Here is a 19,429-nt window from a genome sequence, read left to right on the forward strand (position 1 = left end):
TATCGCATATGCAAAACGCTAAATTACAGCGTCAGGGATTCCCTGAACTGGAACCTATTGAGCTGATTCTCGACCGGATGATGGACGCCGAGCCGGAACCGGAAATGATCGAAGGGCTGCCGCCTTCCGATGCTTTAACGCCCGCTGACCGTTACATGGAACTGTTCACCGCCGTACAGTCTTCGCGCCTGTTTGAAGACAGCAAAACGTTCCCTGACTGCTCACCGAAAATGGATCCGCTGGATATTCTCCTGCGCTACCGCCGGATAAAAAATCATCCCGGTTTCAACCTGCAACGCTTTGTCGATGCGCATTTTTCGTTACCGGCACATTACGGCGATGAATACGTCAGCGATCCGGGCGATTCGCTGAAAGAGCACATCGATAAGCTCTGGCCGGTGCTGACGCGCCAGCCGGAAGACCATGTGCCGTGGTCGTCATTACTGCCGTTGCCGCAGGCGTATATCGTGCCAGGCGGGCGTTTCAGCGAAACGTATTACTGGGATTCCTACTTCACCATGCTGGGGCTGGCGGAAAGCGGCCGTAACGATTTGCTGCGTACCATGGCGGACAACTTCGCCTGGATGATTGAGATGTACGGGCATATTCCCAACGGCAACCGCACGTATTATCTCAGTCGTTCGCAGCCACCGGTGTTTGCCCTGATGGTTGAACTGTTTGAAGAGGATGGCGTACGCGGGGCGCGGCGGTATCTGGATCATCTGCTGAAAGAGTACGAATTCTGGATGGATGGCGCGGGCTCACTGATGCCCAATCAGGCGTACCGTCACGTTGTTTGCCTGCCAGACGGCACGCTGCTGAATCGTTACTGGGATGACAGGGATACCCCGCGTGACGAATCCTGGCGCGAGGACGTGGAAACGGCGAAGCTTTCCAGCCGACCGGCCAATGAGGTTTACCGTGATCTGCGCGCCGGTGCGGCCTCAGGCTGGGATTATTCTTCGCGCTGGCTGCGGGATCCTGATCGTCTGGCCAGTATCCGCACCACGCAGTTTATTCCGGTCGACCTGAACGCGTTTTTGTACAAACTGGAAAGCGCCATTTCAAATATCGCCGGTCTGAAAGGCAACCGCGAAACGCAGGCGCTGTTCCGGCATAAAGCCACGGTTCGTCGCGACGCCATTACCCGCTATCTGTGGGACGACGAAGAAGGGTGTTTCCGCGATTACGACTGGCACCGTCAGCAGCGGGCGCGATTTTCCGCCGCCTGCGTGGTGCCGCTGTTTGTCGGCCTCGCCACGCACGGGCAGGCCGAAAGCGTCGCCGCCGTGGTGCGCGAACGCCTTCTGACGTCCGGCGGTTTACTGGCAACCGACATTGAAACCCGCGAGCAATGGGACAAACCGAACGGCTGGGCACCGCTGCAATGGATGGCGATTCAGGGCTTCAAACTGTATGGCAACGACGTGCTGGGGATGAAATCGCCCACAGCTGGCTGAGAACGGTGAATCAGTTTTATCAGAAGCATCACAAGCTGATTGAGAAATACCATATCTCCGGCAGCGCCGCGCGCGAAGGTGGCGGCGGCGAATATCCGCTTCAGGACGGCTTCGGCTGGACCAACGGCGTTGTCCGCCGCCTGATCGGGCTTTACGGTGAAAATTACGATTAAGTCTCAGCAACACGCTGATCGCGGGAGTGATGATCGGCAAAAGATCTGTGATCAAAATACCGGAGAAAACTTTTCGTCGTTTCGTTGACGGGATGTTAATGCTGGCCGGGTTGTCACTGCTTTGGGATGCGGTGAATTAGCGATAGAGTAAAAGCCCGCCGTGAAACGTTTTCACCGAAACAAGAGAACAGATACGATGCAACCTGTTAAAAAATTTCGTTTTTATCGCCCGCTGAAAGGCCATAGCCATACTTTTGGTGAACAATGGTTTGCCCTGAAGGCAGAAGCGTTTGCCCGGTTCTTCGGCACACCGACGTTCCTGATCGCGCAGACGCTGATCGTCGCAGTCTGGATCTACCTGAATATTTCCGGGCTGTCCAAATTTGACCCGTATCCGTTTATTCTTCTGAATCTGGCTTTCAGTTTACAGGCCGCTTACGCCGCACCGCTGATTCTGCTGGCGCAAACCCGTCAGGCCGAGCGCGACCTGGCGCATGCACTGACGGATGCCCAACACAGAGAAGATCTGGACGATGCGATGGCCAAGCGCCAGACCATCGCCGAGGAAAATTCCGTGCAGTTGCTGGTTTTAGTCCAGCAGAACATTGCGTTAACCTCGCTGACCAAAGACCTGGCCGAACGTATCGAAACCCTGACAACGCAGTTAGCCAGCCGTTAAAGAAAAGCTACACCTCGTTCTTCAAATCATCCTTTTTCAAATAGATATCAGGCCGGGTTATCGCCCACGCATAATCCGGCCGGTTGACCGGCTCGTAGCCGAATTTTTCATACAGCCACGGCGCGGTGGTAGTGAACAGCATCATGCGGCGCAACCGCGCAGACACCGGATGCGACTGGCAGCATTCCACCAGCCAGAAGCCGAGGTTTTTACCCTGATATTCTTCAAGCACGTAGACGTCGCACAGGTAGGCAAAGGTGGCGTAATCGGTAATAAGGCGGGCAAAACCGATTTGCTTGTCGCCTTCGAATAACCCGAAATTCAGGCTATTTTCGACAGAATCGCGCACGGTTTGCTCGTCAATTCCGGCCGCCCACGTTGAGCGGGTCAGGTAACGATGGATCGCCGGAATATCCTGCGCGGCTTTATCCGTGGTGATATGAAATGTGCCTTTTGTCCAATGGCATATGTCGGTTGCTGTCACGTTGTTCTCCGCGAGTTTCGGTTGTTTTAATGATCACCGTACGAATGTAGCGCAGGCCGGTAGAGATTTCATACAGTCGGGCTGTAAAAAGCTGGCTGAATGATGTATCCTGCACTCATCATTAATATGCTGTATATAATTACAGTATAAGGAGCGAGTCATGGCTGTTGAAACAAAATTTGTTGTCGTCAGAAAAGGTGAAGAGAAAATGACATTTGCCAATAAAAAAGATGCGGACGCTTACGACAAGATGCTCGATATGGCAGATACCTTCACCGAATGGCTGTCGCAGAGCGGGCTTGAGATTGACGAAGCGCTGGCGGAAAACATCGCGCTGCACCTCGCCGAACAGAAAGACGCCGTTCAGCATATTCTGCGCACCAGTAAATTACCGGAAGCCGTAGCGGTCGTCGTTGAAGAAACAGCAGAAGAAACCGCAGAACCTGAAACGGCGGAACACGCCGAACCTACAGCAGAAGAAACGCCAGCACCGAAGAAACCGCGTGCAGTGAAAGCCGCCTGACTTCTCTGCCCTAAAAAACGCCAGAAAGGGACACGCACCGGCAATAACCGGTGTGTTCCTTTATCAATACCCTTCCACAACGCCTTCATTTCTGAGTCCCGAACGACTTAGCCTCATATTTATTTCGGCTCGTAACGAATATATCCCGCCACACCCCCTTTACCGCCATCTTTCGGATGATTAATGCCGTCGCTGACGCTGACTACCGGAAAATCAAACGGTGAAACGCCTTCAATGCAGGCGACGTTAACGCCGTAAAATTCAGGATTTGAGCGGCGCTGATGGAAAGTGTAAATCCCGCAAACCGAACAGAAGAAATGGGCGGCTTCACCGGTGTTAAACCGGTATTTGGTAAGTTTGTCCTTGCCCTTGATCACTTCCACTTCCTGAGCCGGGACGACGACCGCGCCGCGCATACGGCAGAACGAACAGTTACAGCGAAGCACGTTGTTATAGCCATCGGTAAGCTCGGCGCTGAAGACAACCGAACCGCAATGACACTGGGCTGACACTTTATCTGACATGGAAATCTCCTGAGATCGTCCGGTGAATGAGCGGGTTAGCCGGTTCACCGTGTTGAATGTTTTCATCGAAGCTGACAGGCGTTCGGATACGTTAGCCGCTTTTTTATCCTCGCTCAAGGGCATGACAGGACGTCAGGTTGGGGGTATGTTACTGGCAATTTATTTTAGCGGAGTGGGTAATGGACATTATCGGGATCATTCTCTCGGCGGGTAAAGCGTCAGTTAACGTGGCGCTTTACACGCTGATCCCAATCATGGTGGTCATGCTGATCATCATGAAGTACCTGGAAGTGCGTGGCGTTCTCGACGGGATTGTACGGCTGGTGACACCGGTTTTACGCCCCTTTGGCGTCACCGGCATGGCGGTGTTTGCGCTCATCCAACTGAATTTCGTGAGTTTCGCCGCACCGCTGGCGTCGCTGGCACTGATGGAAAAAAGAGGAACATCGGACCGTCATCTTGCCGCCACGCTGGCGATGCTTTTCGCCATGGGGCAGGGCAATGTGTTTTATCCGCTGATCCCTTACGGCCTGCACTGGGGGGCGGCGATTATTATTTCAATTGCCGGTGGCCTTGGCGCAGCGAGTGCGACGTATTATATTTTTGGGCGACGCCTGTCGGCCACCGCGCTGGAGCGGGAAAGTAATCCGCTGGAAGATAAAACCAACAAGGGCCTGATCGCCATTATCAACAGCGCCGGTTCCGACGCCATTCGTCTGGCTTTGGGCTCCGTGCCGATGCTGATCCTTTCGCTGACCGTCGTCGGTATCTTAAAAGAAGCCGGGGCGATTGAGTTTCTGACCCGTCTGCTCGGGCCGGTGTTAGGCTTTTTCAGTATTTCGGACGTGTACGTTTTGCCCGCGCTGACCAAAATGCTTGCCGGCGGCACGGCGTATTACGGCGTGGTGTCCGATCTGATTCATCGCGGGCTGTTTTCCCCGCAGCAGGTGAATGCTTCGAGCGGTTTCCTGATTCAGACGCTCGATTTACCCGGTATCGGTATTTTTCTGGGGATCGCCAGCCGTTTTGTCCGGCTGTTCCGTTATGCACTGCCGGGTGCACTGATCGGGATCCTCATTCGCAGCATTGTTCACGCACTGGTATTTTGACTGTTCAAGGGAGTTTTTAAATGAAAGAGAAGTTTCCGCAAGGCTTTATGTGGGGCGGCGCAACGGCGGCAAACCAGGTTGAAGGGGCATACGATCAGGACGGGAAAGGGTTGTCAATTGTCGATGCTATCCCCGGTGGCAAAGACCGCTTAAGCATTGTTTCTTCGCCGGAATTTGATTTCACGCTGGATACCGCAAAGCACACGTATCCGAACCACAAGGGCATCGATCACTATCATCGTTTTGAAGAAGATATCGCCCTGTTTGCGGAAATGGGCTTCAAATGTTACCGCTTTTCCATCGCCTGGACGCGCATCTATCCGAACGGTATCGAGCAACAGCCGAACGAAGCCGGTCTGGCGCACTATGACAAAGTGATCGACGCTTGTATCGCGCACGGCATCGAACCGGTTATCACCCTTTCGCATTACGAAATGCCGCTGCATCTGGCGACCGTGTTTGGCGGCTGGAAAAACCGTGAACTGATCGGCCACTTCGAGCGCTTTGCCCGCACGGTACTGGTGCGTTTTGGTCATAAAGTGAAGTACTGGATGACTTTCAACGAAATCAACAGTGCGGCGCATTTCCCGATCATGAGCCAGGGTCTGACGGTCAAAACCGGCGCGCTGGAGGCTCAGGCCAAATTCCAGGCATGGCATAACCAGTTTGTGGCCAGCAGCCTGGCGGTCAAAATTGCCCACGAGACAAACGCCCAGATTAAGATCGGCTGCATGATCCTGTTCGCCACGAATTACGCTTACGACTGCAATCCGGTGAACCAGCTCGAAACCCTGAAAGAGACGCAGGCGTTTAACTTCTACTGCGCGGACGTGCAGGCAGGCGGGAAATATCCGTACTACGCTAAACGTTTGTGGGCATCGCAGGGCGTTGCGCTGGATATTCAGCCGGGCGATCTGGAGCTGATTAAACAGCACACGGTGGATTACATTGGCTTTAGCTATTACATGTCTTCAACCATCAACAAAACCAATCCCGACGCGGTATCTGCGCAAGGCAACCTGCTGGGCGGCGCACGCAATCCGTTCCTCGACGCCAGTGACTGGGGTTGGGAAATCGACCCGGTTGGCCTGCGTATCGCGCTGAATCAGCTTTACGACCGCTACGAAAAGCCGCTGTTCATTGTTGAGAATGGTTTAGGTGCCGTCGATAAACCGGATGAAAACCACGTTATCGCCGATGATTACCGCATCAACTATCTGCGCCAGCATATCGCTGCGATGGCAGAAGCCATTGAAGACGGCGTGGATCTGATGGGTTACACGCCGTGGGGCTGCATCGATCTGGTGAGTATGTCCACCGGTGAGATGAGCAAACGCTACGGCCTGATTTATGTCGATCTCGACGATAAAATCTCCGGCACCGGCAACCGTTACAAGAAGAAGTCTTTCCACTGGTATCAGAAAGTGATCGCCACTAACGGCGCGGATATCAGCTAAAACGGTGATGTGAAAAATGGTGGAAAAATTCGGGCGGAGAGATCCGTCTGAATTTTTTTAACAAGAAGTTTTAACAACGAATTCAGGCCTCACACTCCACGCTGGCGAAAATAAACCCACTGAAATCCGGTAAACAGGCTAGTATGAAAAGGATTGCCCGCAGAGGGTAATAAGCCGTTTCGCCTCCCTGACCTTTACCCTTTCTTCTTTTTACGTGAACTCTTATCGCAGCTCAGGCAACTGCCTTCTCGGGTCCCCGTAAGGTATGTTCATGTGAAAAAGACTGTCATTAACTGGTTCAAAAGCAAACGGGCACCGCCTGTTATCTCCATTACGCGCCGTCAGCGCGCCAGCGCTCGGGAACAGACAGTGCCGATCCGCACGGAGCTTTTCTCAGCGGATCAGATGGAACGCTACGGTGGAAAGCTGGCCCTCTCGCACAAACTCTCCGGCAAAAAACTCCCGTACTACCTGCTTAAACGCCTTGATGATAATGAAAAAGTCCTGACCCGAAGTTGCCTGATTTTAAGCAACGGGGAGAAAGCGAGTATTACGCCCGCCGGTGAATGGCTGCTCGATAACTTTTATCTGATTGAAGAACAAATCCGCCTGGTGCGTCAGTTGCTGCCGAAAAACTTTGGTAAAGGCCTTCCGCCGCTCGGTTCCCCGCATTTCTGCCCGCGTATTTATGATATCGCCACCGAGGTCGTCAGCCACAGCGACGGACTTCTGGACATCACCACGCTCACCCGATTTTTCACCACTTACCAGAGCGTTAAACCGCTGACGCTCGGCGAACTGTGGGCGTTCCCCGGTATGCTGCGCCTTGCACTAATCGAGAATCTGCGCCGCGTCAGCATTGAAGTGGCGAATGCCCAGCAGGAACGCAATCTGGCGGATTACTGGGTCAATAAATTGCAGGACAGCGCCGAAAACGATCCGTCCGGCCAGATCATTATTATCGCCGATATGGCGCGCACCAATCCGCCGCGGACCAGCGCGTTTGTCGCCGAACTGGTGCGCCGCCTGCAAGGACATGGCTCGATGCTGGCGCTGCCGCTGACCTGGGTGGAACAGCGCCTGAGCGAAGTCGGGCTGACGCAACGTGAAGTGATCGACAAATTTAACCAGCAACTGGCCGCCAATCAGCTTTCCGTCAGTAACAGTATTATGGGATTACGTCAGCTGACGGAAATGGACTGGGCAGACTTTGCCGAAAATCTCAGCGTGGTCGAGCAAACGTTGCAGGGCGATCCTGCCGGTATTTATCCGCTGATGCATTTTGATACCCGCGACAATTACCGCCATCAGATTGAACGTCTTTCACGTAATTCACGCCATGACGAAGCCTTCGTCGCCGCCCGTGCTGTGGCTTTAGCGCAGGGAGCCACCGGTTCCTATCAGCAACAACACGTCGGGTATTACCTGATTGACGCAGGCCGTAAAACACTGGAAAAAGACCTCAGCGCCCGGTTTTCCCTGATCACCCGGATACGCGCCAGACTGAGCCAGACACCGCTGCTTTCGTGGCTCGGCAGTCTTTTGCTCCTGACCACCGCCGTGACCGCTCATGCGCTTTACCGTTCGGAAAATCCGCCACTGCACTGGGTGTGGTGGGCGCTTCTGGTTCCGGTTGTGCTGGTCGCCAGCCAGTTCGCCCTCAATCTGCTCAGTGAAATTACCACCCGCAGCCGCACGCCACAGCCGTTACCGCGTCTGGAATTTGCCGGTGGGATCCCGGAAACCGCCAGCACGCTGGTGGTGATCCCTTGTTTGCTGGGCAGTAAAAAAAATATCGACGCGCTGATTAACAGCCTGGAAGTGTGTTATCTCGGCAATGTGTCGGCACATCTTAATTTCGCGCTGCTGAGTGATTTTCACGACAGCGACCAGCGCGACAACGCTCAAAATGACGATCTGCTGACCCACGCCACCCGGCAGATCCAATCGCTGAACCGGCGTTATCCCGCCACAGAAGGCGCGCGGTTTACGCTTTTGCATCGCGACAGTGAAATGAATCCGCAACAAGGCGTGTGGATGGGCTACGAGCGCAAACGCGGCAAGCTGAACGCGCTGAACCGCTGGCTGCGTCAGCAGGCTCAGCCGTTCTCGCTGATTGAAGGCAGTACGCAGGAATATCTGCGGCAGGTGAAATACGTGATTACGCTCGACAGCGACACCGTTTTGCCGCGCGCGACGGCGCATCAGCTGGTGGCCGCCATGGCACATCCGCTGAATCATCCGGTGTATAACGAAAAGCTTCAGCGGGTGATTTCCGGTTACGCCATTCTCCAGCCACGGCTGGCGGAAGAAATCCCGGAGAACGGGCAGGGACGCTACGCCGCGTTATGCAGCAGCGTGCCAGGTAATGATCCGTATTCGTCTATGTCGTCCGATATCTATCAGGATTTATTCGGCGAAGGCTCGTTTGTCGGGAAGGGCATTTACGACGTTGATGTCTTTATGCAGGCCACAGAAAACACCTGCCCGGAAAATCTGGTACTCAGCCACGACTTGCTGGAGGGCTGTTATGCCCGTTCCGGGATGCTCAGCGATGTGGTGCTGTACGAGCAATATCCTGACCATTATCTGGCGGATGTGGCGCGTAAAACCCGCTGGATACGCGGTGACTGGCAATTGCTGAACTGGCTCGGTTTGCGGGTGACGCAGGAAGACGGCCAGCGTGCCCGTAATCCGCTGACATTGCTTTCCCGCTGGAAACTGTTTGATAACCTGCGCCGCAGTCTGGTCGCGCCCGCCCTGTTGATCCTCATTTTCAGCACGCTGATTCTGGTGCCCAACAAGCTTTACTGGTTCGGATTGATCAGTTTTATGCTGTTGTTCCCCGCGCTGGTCGCGCTGGTGCTGGATCTGCTGAATAAAGGCCCGCGACGTGCGCTCATCCCGCATCTGAAAAGCGTATTTTCGGCCACCGTCAGCCGGATTTCACGTATTTTCCTGCACCTGATGACGCTGCCGCACGAAGCCGTTTACTCCGTACAGGCGATTTTGCTGACGCTGTGGCGGCTGAATGTCAGCCATCGCAAATTGCACGAATGGGCCAGTGTGAGTATTAGCGCGCAAAACCGGGCACACGCACCGGAATATTTTTATCGCCGGATGTGGGCCAATCCGCTGGCCGGTGTGGCGGTGATCATGGTGGCTGCATATTCCCATCCGCCGCTTCTGGGGTTCGCGCTGCCGCTGGGCATTCTGTGGTTTCTCGCGCCACGCATTCTGTGCTGGCTCAGTCAGCCCGCAAAACGCGAAGTGCCGGATTTCAATATTCTGCAATACAACTTCCTGCGCCAGACAGCGCGCCAGACCTGGTCTTTCTTTGAAGATTTCGTCAATGAAACCGAAAACTGGCTGCCGCCGGATAACTTCCAGGAAATCCCGCAGCCGACGATTGCCCACCGCACATCGCCTACTAATATCGGCCTGTCCTTACTGGCCAATATTACCGCGTGGGATTTTGGCTATCTCACGCAAAGAGAGGTCCTCGAACGCACCAGCCTGACGCTCGATACGCTGGACAAACTCGAACATTATCGCGGCCATCTTTATAACTGGTACGACACGCGCACGCTGGAACCGCTCAATCCGCGCTACATCTCCAGCGTTGACAGCGGCAATCTGGCCGGGCACCTGCTGACGCTGAGCACCGGTTTACGGCTCTGGCGCACGCAACCCGCGACGGACATCGGGCGCTGGCTGAACGGGCTGGACGATACCCTGCAAATGGCCGAAAAACAGACGTCATCACCGGTGCTGCTCAGACTCCGCCACCTTATGCCGCAAACGGCAGACATACAGGCACTGGATCCTGTAAGGGAAATGCGCGCGCTGATTACGCATGCCGATACCGTCTGGTTGCAACGTCTGGCCACGCAGATAGATGCAGGGCTGGAAGAGTGGACGGATTTTTATGGCGCGCTGACACCAGCGGCACAAAGCGCTCCGCTGCCTTCGTTGCAATGGCTGGCGCAGCAGGATACGCGAACCGAGCCGGATTTATCCCGCGCGATCGGGCTGGCGCGTCAGCGTCTGGACATTATCAGTGAGCTGGAAAAACGCCTTAACGACCACGCGCACATGGATTTCCAGTTCCTGTATGACAAAAGTACACATCTGCTGACCGTCGGCTACAACTGTGACGCACATAAAATGGACAGCGGAAAATATGACCTGCTGCCGTCGGAAATCCGTCTGACCAACTACGTCACCATCGCCACCAACCAGTTGCCGCAAAAAAGCTGGTTCGCGCTGGGCCGCTTATTCACCGTCATCGACAAGCAACCGTCGCTGATGTCATGGAGCGGTTCGATGTTTGAGTACCTGATGCCGCAACTGGTCATGCCCGCCTATCCGGACACGCTGCTGGTGCAAATGTGCCAGACCGCCGTTGACCGGCAGATTGCCTGGGGCAGGGAAAACAAGGTGCCGTGGGGTATTTCCGAATCCGCATATGCCGCGTTTGATCTCAACCAGAATTATCAATATCACGCCTTTGGTGTGCCCGGCCTCGGGCTGAAGCGCGGTCTTGCCGAGGATATGGTGGTTGCGCCTTACGCCACCCTGATGGCGCTGATGATCCGGCCGCAGGAAGCCTGTCTCAATCTGGCCGAGCTGGAAAATCGCGGTGCCCGCGGGGAGTACGGTTTTTATGATGCACTCGATTACACACCGTCGCGTCTGATCCGCGGGCAGATTTACATCGTGGTGCGCTCCTACATGGCGCACCACCAGGGCATGGGGTTTCTGGCGCTGGCGAATGTGTTGCTCGATGCGCCAATGAACGCACGCTTTGCGGCGAATGCGGCATTCCAGTCTGCCCGCCTTCTGTTGCAGGAACGCGTGCCCGATGCCGTGGAGCTTTACAGCCCGCGCCGTCACTTTGAATCGCACGACAGTACACTGCAAAAAGTGAATATCGAGCTGCGGGAATTCAGCAATGCCGACAGCCCGGCACCGGAAGTTCTGCTGCTTTCCAACACAAATTATCACCTGATGGTGACGCAGGCCGGCGGCAGCGTCAGCCGCTGGAAAGACCTGACGCTGACGCGCTGGCGCGAAGATGCAACGCGCGATAACCGGGGTATTTTCTGTTATCTGAGTGATCCTGAATCAGGCACCGTCACCAGCAATACGTGGCAGCCGCTCGGCAAGCAAAAGGGGACTTATCACGCCGTGCTGACCGATGCCGGAGCCGAATTCCGACGGACTCACGGCTCGCTGACCACGCAAACGCATATCGTGGTATCACCGGAGGATGATGTGGAAATCCGCCGGATGACGGTCACGCATCATGGCCGCCATGCCCGCGAGCTGGAAATCACCACCTACGCCGAAGTGGTGCTGGCTCCTGCCGCCAATGACGCGGCGCATCCGGCGTTCAGCAACCTGTTTGTACAAACCGAACTGATGCCCGCGCAGGAAGGGATTTTATGTCATCGCCGCCCGCGTGAGCATGAAGAACAGTGCCCGTGGATGTTCCATATGATGGCGATCCACGGTGCCGTGGAACGGGAAACATCGTTCGAAACCGATCGTGCACAATTTATCGGGCGCGGTAATACGGCTTCAAATCCGCAGGCATTACGCCGGGCGGGGGCGCTCAGTAACAGCGCCGGTGCCGTGCTGGATCCGGTGATGGCGATCCGCCAGCGCATTCGCCTCAAACCCGGCGTGCCGGTCATCATCGATATGGTTTACGGCATTGCTGACACCCGTCTGCAAAGTCTGGCGTTAATGGAAAAATACCGCGATCACCATATTGCTGACCGGGTATTTGAAATCACCTGGTCGCACAGTCAGGTGGTGCTGCGCCAGCTGAATGCCACCGAGGAAGATGCCGGGCTGTTTAACCGGCTGGCCGGTGCCATTATTTTTGCCAGTCAGGAAATGCGCGGCGATGCGCAGGCGGTGAGCGCGAACCGTCGCGGGCAATCCGGATTGTGGGGGCAATCGCTCTCCGGCGACCTGCCAATCGTTCTGCTGACGATGACCAGCAATGAAAATATCGGACTGGTGACATTGCTGATCCGTGCGCATCATTACTGGCGGCTGAAAGGGCTGAAAGTCGATCTGGTCATTCTGTGTAATGATTCGGGTGGCTATCAGCAGGCGCTGCAAAATCAGATCCTCAGTCTGGTAGCGTCCGGCGCGGGTTCCAGCCTGACCGATATCCCGGGCGGCATTTTTGTCCGTAATGGCGAACAAATGACGCAGGATGACCGCACACTGCTGATGAGCGTTGCCCGCGTAGTGATCGACGACCGGCGCGGAACGCTGGCGGATCAGCTGAATCAGCGGATGCAGCCACCGCATATCTCTCTGCCCGCGTTGTTGCCGGTGCGCACGCTCAAGGACAGCCAGCCCGTCGTCGCCTCGGCGCGCGACCTGACGTATTTCAACGGGCTGGGTGGATTCTCGCCTGATGGCCGTGAATATCAGATTGTGCTCAACGACGGTGAAAACACGCCCGCGCCGTGGTCGAACGTACTCGCCAATGCAGATTTTGGTTCGGTGATTTCGGAAAGCGGTCAGGCATATACCTGGTATGAGAATGCGCATGAATACCGTCTGACGCCGTGGGAAAACGACCCGGTCAGCGACAGTTCCGGCGAAGCATTTTATCTGCGCGATGAAGAGACCGGCAGCGTCTGGTCTCCGGCACCGCTGCCGGTACGTGGCCCCGGCGGTTATGTCACGCGGCACGGTTTTGGTTACAGCGTGTTCGAGCATACCGAACGTGGGATCAGCAGCGAAATGACGGTATTGATCGCGGAACATGCGCCGGTCAAACTGATTATGCTGACGCTGACGAACGTGTCAGGCAGGCCGCGCAGGCTGTCGGTGACCGGTTATGTCGAGTGGGTGATGGCCGATTTGCGGGTGAAATCCGCCATGCATATTGTCACCTCGCAGGCTCACGTCGTGCAGGGCTGCGGCGTGCTGGCGACCAATCATTACACCAGCAACGGCTCACCGCGTACCGCGTTTTTTGCCGTCACCGGTGCGCATTGCTCCGTGAGCGGCGATCGCCGAGAATTCCTCGGAAGAACGGGTTCCACAGCAGCGCCCGCTGCAATGAAAAATCAGCGGCTTTCAGATAAAACCGGTGCGATGTTTGACCCTTGCGGCGCGGTGCAGTCTGCCACTACGCTGATTGACGGTGACCAGCGCACCTTTATTTTCGCACTCGGGCTGGGGCAAAACGCGGGAGACGCGGAAGCGTTGATCCATCAGTTCTTCCAGGAAGGTGCTGCGCAGGCAGAACTGGAGCGTGTTCATCATCACTGGCATCAGGTTCTGGATAAAATTCAGATCACCACGCCGAATAAGTCCGTCGATTTGCTGACCAACGGCTGGCTGATTTATCAAACCCTCGCCAGTCGGATCCTCGCGCGCAGCGGGTATTATCAGTCCGGCGGCGCATTTGGTTTCCGCGATCAGTTGCAGGATACACTGGCGCTGACTCACGCCGCGCCGCAGCGGATGCGCGAGCAGATCCTGATGTGCGCCTCGCGACAATTCATTGAAGGTGACGTTCAGCACTGGTGGCATCCGCCGACCGGCAATGGCGTCCGCACGCGCTGCTCCGACGATTATCTGTGGCTGCCGCTGGCGATAAGCCATTACATTGCGGTGACCGACGATCACGCCATTGCGCAAGAATCCGTGCCGTACCTCGAAGCGCGTTTGCTGGCGCCCGGCGAAGAATCTTTCTACGAACAACCGGTGGTCAGCACCACGCAGGAAACCCTGTGGCAGCACGGCGTGCGTGCGCTTAAATACGGGCTGAAAATGGGCGAGCACGGCCTGCCGCTGATGGGCGCCGGTGACTGGAATGACGGCATGAATCTGGTCGGGCTGGGCGGCCGCGGGGAAAGTGTCTGGCTGGGCTTCTTCTTATATGACGTGCTGCAACGTTATGGTGCGCTGGCGCAAGAACGTCAGGACGCCGACGTCGCCACACTGTGTCGTGAACAATCTGCGCTGCTCAGACAAAATCTCAACGATCACGCGTGGGACGGTGAATGGTATTTGCGCGGGTATTTCGACGACGGAGAAACGCTGGGTTCCCACGTCAACAAGGAATGTCAGATCGACGCCATCGCCCAAAGCTGGTCGGTACTTTCCGGGGCGGGCACACCGGAACGCACCGCCAGCGCCATGCAATCGGTGGATAAGTACCTTGTCGATAACGACGCCGGTTTGATCAAACTTCTCACGCCTCCTTTCGACGGCAACGGCCCAAATCCCGGTTACATTCGCGGTTATCTGCCGGGGGTTCGCGAGAACGGCGGGCAGTACACGCACGGCGCAATCTGGGCGGTGATGGCCTTTGCAAAACAAGGCAATATTGCGCGCGCGTGGGAACTGATGGCGATGATTAACCCGATCAATCACAGCCTGAGCGCAGACGCGGTGGAACGATACAAAGCCGAACCGTACGTCATTTCAGCCGATATCTATTCGGTCGCGCCACACAGCGGACGCGGTGGCTGGAGCTGGTATACCGGTTCCGCCGGGTGGACGTATCGTCTGATCACCGAATCGCTACTGGGCATCACGCGCCGGGGCGATACGATATCCGTTCATAGCCAGCTTCCCGAAAACTGGCCGGAAATCAGCGTTACTTACCAGCAAGGCTCCAGCCGCTATCTGATGACCGTCCGTAAAAGCACGGGGAATATCGTGTAACGCTGGACGGAAATTTACTGGCCAATGATGAGATCCCACTTAACGATGACGGGCAGGAGCATCATGTTGACGTAGAGCTGGGGAGGACGGCTAAAAACGAATGAATTGCCTGTGTGAATAAATTCCCGGCACAGGCACACGGCCTGTTGCCGGGATAACAACGTGGCATTTTTGTACATACTTCGGTGTAGAAACCGGGATCATCATTCCGTCAGTGTTTGTCGTGAGCGTGCAGTGGAGTTTCAGGTAGGAAATCGGGCCGGATTACCGGCTGGCGGGTCAGAACACCAGGCTATCGTGAAGTCACGTTTACCGAAGTCGGGAAAAGGGCGCTGTTACGTATTTTTCGGATTGATGTGAACTGATGGATTCAGGCGCATTCCTCCGGTAAAAACAGATTCCTGCGCACAAGGTGAAACTCAGCTGATGACATCCAATGAATCAGGATGCCGCCAGTGTAATTTGGGGGCTAAGTAGCTTTGAATCTGCTCAGTCGGCTGTTCATTGATCAGACTGATGATCAGGTCAAAACAATGTATGGCCAGTTCCTTGCAATCCTGTGCCACGGTATCAATTTTCACCGTGAGCGAATCATAAAGATAATGGTCATCAAAACTGCATAAGTGGATATCGCTCTCTAGCAGTTTGTGCTGGCTCATGTAGCGCAATACCCCTTCCATCAGCCCGCAGGACGCGACGTACAGCGCTTTGGGCGGACGTCCCAACCGGGCACAGAGATTGGCAAACATTTCATAACCTGAGCTGGGATGATAATTGCCGTACATAATCCATTCAGGATCCGGGCTGACGCCCGCACGTTCAAGACCGAGCTGATAACCGGCAAGACGGTCACGCGTCGGGGAAATGCGGGGCTGACCGCCGAGAAAATAAAATTCATCCGGGTGCTTTTTCGCCACCCGCGCGACCAGCTCGGCGGAAGACTCGATGGCTTCACACACCACCAGCGGCAATTGCGTTTCCTGTAAATAACGGTCAAACAGAATCACCGGTAACTGCTGGCTGATTTTCACGTATTCCGCATCGCTGAGCATACTCGACGCCACAATCAGCCCGTCAACCTGGCGCTGGATGAGGTTGTTTACCACCATGGTTTCCTGGCTGGTGTTCTCATCCGTGCAGGCAATCAGCAACTGCATACCGTTCTCGCGGCAGAGGGTTTCGAGTTCGTTTGAGCAGGCGGCAAAACCGTAGTTGGTCATTTCCGGGACAACCAGCCCCAGCGTGAAGCTGCGCGATACGTTGAGTGAACGGGCGTGAATACTCGGCTGATAATGTTGCTCAGCAGCGACGGCAAGCACGCGGTCACGGGTGGTATCGGAGATGCGAAACTTCTTACTGTGCCCGTTGAGAACCTGACTGGCAGTCGATTTGGACACGCCAGCCAGCTCTGCTATGCCACTGATAGTGATGCGTTTGGTCTTTTTCACTGCGCCATATTCTGTTGTCCGGAAAGGTTTTTTATTCTAACACGCAATCAGCGAACAACCAGTGGCGCAGCGTAATCTGCTGATCACCGCCAAAGTTTACTAATGCCGGTAATACAGGGAAATAACGTGACGTCATCACCGCTTCGCCGTCGTTAATGAAGATTTCGAGGCTTGAACTGTCACACAGTACGTTCAGTTTGCGTAACTGGCCATGCCAGACGCGGACTTCAGGCAATCCGGTGCGCCGGTTTTTGCGGGTCAGATGCAGACATTCACCGTCCCAGCGGAGAAGCAGATCGCCCCCGAAACCGGCGCTGAAAGGCTGCGCGGTTTCAATTTCCATTTCCGCGCGGGTGACATCCCATACCGGCGCATCGTTCGTCAGACCCTGCCATTCCTGCACGTGGCCGCGAAGCTGTTGCAGTTCACGGGCAGGGCGCTGGATGATTTTACCGGCTTCCAGCGTCAGTTCTCGCGGGCAGGTCAGGGTATGCAGCCAGCCGTTTTCCACCGTGGGCTGATAAAACTCATCGCCGTCAGGGATACCCATCCAGCCGATGAGCAGCCTGCGGCCGTCATCAGTTTGGGTGGTTTGTGGCGCGTAGAACTCAAAGCCCAGATCCAGCTCGGTGAAATCCCCGTGCGGGAATTTCGCCTTTTCGGCATCAAGCTGACCGACAAAATAGCCCGACTGGAAGGTATTCAGATAACGGTCTTTTTCCGCGGGCAGACCCTGCGGACAGCAAATCAGGACGTCGTGGTCGGCCAGCCTGAACATATCCGGGCATTCCCACATGTAGCCGAATTCGCCCAATCCATTGAGATTCGACCCGGCAATCTCGCCCAGAAAATCCCAGCTGAGCAGATCGGCTGAGCGCAGTAACAGCACTTTTCCCTGAAGGCTGAGATCCTGCGCACCGAGCACCATGTACCAGTGATACCCTTTCGCCAGACTTTCGGATCGCGCACATGGCCGGTGTAGCCTTCCGGCAAATCCAGCACGGGGCCGGTTTTGTCGAATTCGCCGTATGCATTTTCACGCGCCAGACACTGGAACGCCGTGCGGCTGCCATTGGCATATTTCACATTACCGGTGTAAATCAGCGTTAAGTGACCGTGATCGGTCACCGCAGAACCGGAATAACAGCCGTGCGATTCGTAAGCTTCTGACGGTGCCAGCGCCAGCGGCTCATGCCGCCAGCTCAGTAAATCCGCCGAACTCCAGTGCCCCAGAATTTCGCGCCATGCGCACAGGCCAGCGGATTCCACTGGTAGAACACATGATAACGGCCTTTATGCCGGATGAATCCATTCGGGTCGTTGAGCAATCCTACCGGCGGTGCAAGGTGCCAGCCGGGGCGGTAAGGATCCGCCGCCGCTTTAACCTGCCCGGAAACCACGCTGCGAAGAGCCTGTTTCAGCAAACTCGTTTCCGTCATCATTCACTCTCCGTTTTGTATTTCAGCAGCAAAGACAACAGGAATGCGCTGCCAAAGGCAATCACCAGACCAATCAGATAGCTGAGGATCGAACTGGCTTGTACGATTGCCAGCCCCGGAATGCCGGTCAGGCCGACGGCGGTCATGTTAACGTGCATCGCCACAACCCAGGCGCCACCCAGTGCGCCCCCGCCAGCGCGGCCAGGAACGGTTTCATGAAGCGCAGGTTGATACCAAAAATCGCCGCTTCGGTAATGCCCAGCATGGCCGAGAAAGCTGAAGGCACTGCAATGGCTTTGATTTTGGCATCCTTCGTTTTGAAATAGACCGCCAGACAGGCACCGCCTTGTGCCACGTTAGCCATCGACCAGATCGGCAGCAGGAAGTTAACGCCAATATTCGGATTGCCCAGCAACCCGGCTTCAATCGCATGGAAGCTGTGGTGAATCCCGGTGATCACAATGACGGAATACAACCCGCCAAACACCAGTCCCGCGACCCAACCGGCGTGCGTGATCAGCGTGCTGAGCACAAAGGAGATGCCGTCGCCCAGTGCACGGCCGGCAGGGCCGATAATCAGGAAAGCAATGAACCCGGAAATAATCACCGTCAGGAAAGGCGTCAGGATCAAATCCAGCGCATCAGGAATGACTTTGCGCAGACGTTTTTCAAGGAAGCTCATGAACCAGACGGCCAGCAACACCGGGAATACCGTGCCCTGATAGCCGATCATCGCAATGTCGATACCAAAGAAATTCATGGTATGGAAACCACCGGCCACGCCCCAGGCATTGGTCAGTGCAGGGTGGGTCAGAATGCCTCCCAGCGTCGCACCGAGGAACGGGTTACCGCCAAATTCACGCGCAGCCGTGAAACCAATCAGGATCGGCAGAATGATAAATGCCGCGGAACTGAACATATCGAGCATGATAAAAATCGCGCTCTCCGGGTTAGCCCAGCCATAGGTTTTCACCATGCCGAGCAACCCCATCAGGAGACCGGAGGCCACAATCGCCGGGATAATTGGCACGAAGATGTTCGATAACACACGGGCAATACGCTGGAACGGATTCAATTTTTGCGCCGCGATATTGGCCGCTTCGGACTTGCTCGATTCGCTGATGCCCGCCACTTTAATGAACTCGGCATACACTTTATTCACCAGGCCGGTACCAAAAATAATCTGTATCTGGCCCGCATTGCTGAAGCACCCTTTGACGCCTTCGACTTTCTCGATGGCGCTTTTATTGATCAGGCTGTCATCGGCCAGCACCAGTCGCAGGCGCGTTGCGCAGTGCGCCGCGCTGGCAATATTGTCTTTGCCGCCGAGTAATGGCAGCAACTCCGTCGCTATGGCATTGATATTCATCTTGTCCCTTACTGTTTTTATTATCGACAGCGCCCGGTTCACCCGGACGCGTCAT

8 protein-coding genes and 5 pseudogenes are annotated in these 19,429 nt (G+C 55.5%); 7 read left to right on the forward strand and 6 right to left on the reverse strand.

Annotation, left to right across the window (positions count from 1 at the left end; all coding sequences use genetic code 11):
* Nucleotides 1–80: 80 nt before the first annotated feature.
* Together treF and ACM5QY_RS23500 are read left to right on the forward strand one after the other, a co-directional pair.
* Nucleotides 81–1,633: pseudogene (treF, locus tag ACM5QY_RS23495) on the forward strand (alpha,alpha-trehalase TreF).
* A 196-nt stretch (nucleotides 1,634–1,829) separates the two neighbouring features.
* Nucleotides 1,830–2,312, forward strand: a complete 483-nt coding sequence (locus tag ACM5QY_RS23500) for a DUF1003 domain-containing protein (RefSeq protein WP_416123084.1) — start codon at nucleotides 1,830–1,832, stop codon at nucleotides 2,310–2,312.
* A 7-nt stretch (nucleotides 2,313–2,319) separates the two neighbouring features.
* On the opposite strand, the gene ACM5QY_RS23505 is transcribed toward ACM5QY_RS23500, so the two are convergent.
* The gene (locus ACM5QY_RS23505; RefSeq protein WP_416123085.1) at nucleotides 2,320–2,796 is read right to left on the reverse strand and encodes a GNAT family N-acetyltransferase; all 477 of its coding nucleotides are present in this window, start codon (nucleotides 2,794–2,796) and stop codon (nucleotides 2,320–2,322) included.
* A gap of 160 nt (nucleotides 2,797–2,956) precedes the next feature.
* Between ACM5QY_RS23505 and ACM5QY_RS23510 the strand changes: the two genes are divergently transcribed.
* Complete coding sequence (locus ACM5QY_RS23510; protein WP_416123086.1) at nucleotides 2,957–3,319, forward strand: YebG family protein; 363 nt, start codon at nucleotides 2,957–2,959, stop codon at nucleotides 3,317–3,319.
* Nucleotides 3,320–3,438: 119 nt separating this feature from the next.
* Here ACM5QY_RS23510 and ACM5QY_RS23515 read toward each other — a convergent pair whose 3' ends face one another.
* Nucleotides 3,439–3,843 (reverse strand): GFA family protein, encoded by a 405-nt coding sequence (locus tag ACM5QY_RS23515; RefSeq protein ID WP_416123087.1) that lies wholly within the window; start codon nucleotides 3,841–3,843, stop codon nucleotides 3,439–3,441.
* A gap of 179 nt (nucleotides 3,844–4,022) precedes the next feature.
* Between ACM5QY_RS23515 and ACM5QY_RS23520 the strand changes: the two genes are divergently transcribed.
* The 4 genes and pseudogenes from ACM5QY_RS23520 to ACM5QY_RS23535 form a co-directional block, all read left to right on the forward strand.
* Nucleotides 4,023–4,952, forward strand: coding sequence for a nucleoside recognition domain-containing protein (locus ACM5QY_RS23520; RefSeq protein ID WP_416123088.1), 930 nt, complete (start codon nucleotides 4,023–4,025; stop codon nucleotides 4,950–4,952).
* Nucleotides 4,953–4,972: 20 nt separating this feature from the next.
* Nucleotides 4,973–6,409, forward strand: a complete 1,437-nt coding sequence (locus ACM5QY_RS23525) for a glycoside hydrolase family 1 protein (RefSeq protein ID WP_416123089.1) — start codon at nucleotides 4,973–4,975, stop codon at nucleotides 6,407–6,409.
* A gap of 273 nt (nucleotides 6,410–6,682) precedes the next feature.
* A pseudogene (locus tag ACM5QY_RS23530) lies at nucleotides 6,683–15,222 on the forward strand (GH36-type glycosyl hydrolase domain-containing protein).
* Between the two features lie 59 nt (nucleotides 15,223–15,281).
* Nucleotides 15,282–15,368, forward strand: a pseudogene (locus tag ACM5QY_RS23535) (hypothetical protein); the annotation flags it as partial.
* Between the two features lie 169 nt (nucleotides 15,369–15,537).
* Here the strand turns inward: ACM5QY_RS23535 and ACM5QY_RS23540 are convergent.
* The 4 genes and pseudogenes from ACM5QY_RS23540 to ACM5QY_RS23555 all read right to left on the reverse strand — a co-directional run bounded on the left by ACM5QY_RS23540 (nucleotide 15,538) and on the right by ACM5QY_RS23555 (nucleotide 19,374).
* On the reverse strand, nucleotides 15,538–16,566 hold the full coding sequence (locus ACM5QY_RS23540) for a LacI family DNA-binding transcriptional regulator (protein WP_416123090.1): 1,029 nt from the start codon (nucleotides 16,564–16,566) through the stop codon (nucleotides 15,538–15,540).
* Nucleotides 16,567–16,597: 31 nt separating this feature from the next.
* Entirely contained in the window at nucleotides 16,598–16,909 is a 312-nt protein-coding gene (locus ACM5QY_RS23545; RefSeq protein WP_416123412.1) for a GH32 C-terminal domain-containing protein, read from the reverse strand.
* A 150-nt stretch (nucleotides 16,910–17,059) separates the two neighbouring features.
* Nucleotides 17,060–18,008, reverse strand: a pseudogene (locus tag ACM5QY_RS23550) (sucrose-6-phosphate hydrolase); the annotation flags it as partial.
* Nucleotides 18,005–19,374: pseudogene (locus ACM5QY_RS23555) on the reverse strand (sucrose-specific PTS transporter subunit IIBC). The pseudogenes ACM5QY_RS23555 and ACM5QY_RS23550, both read right to left, overlap by 4 nt.
* Nucleotides 19,375–19,429: the final 55 nt, after the last annotated feature.

Source organism: Rahnella sp. PCH160 (genome assembly GCF_047784855.1).
Lineage (GTDB): Bacteria > Pseudomonadota > Gammaproteobacteria > Enterobacterales > Enterobacteriaceae > Rahnella.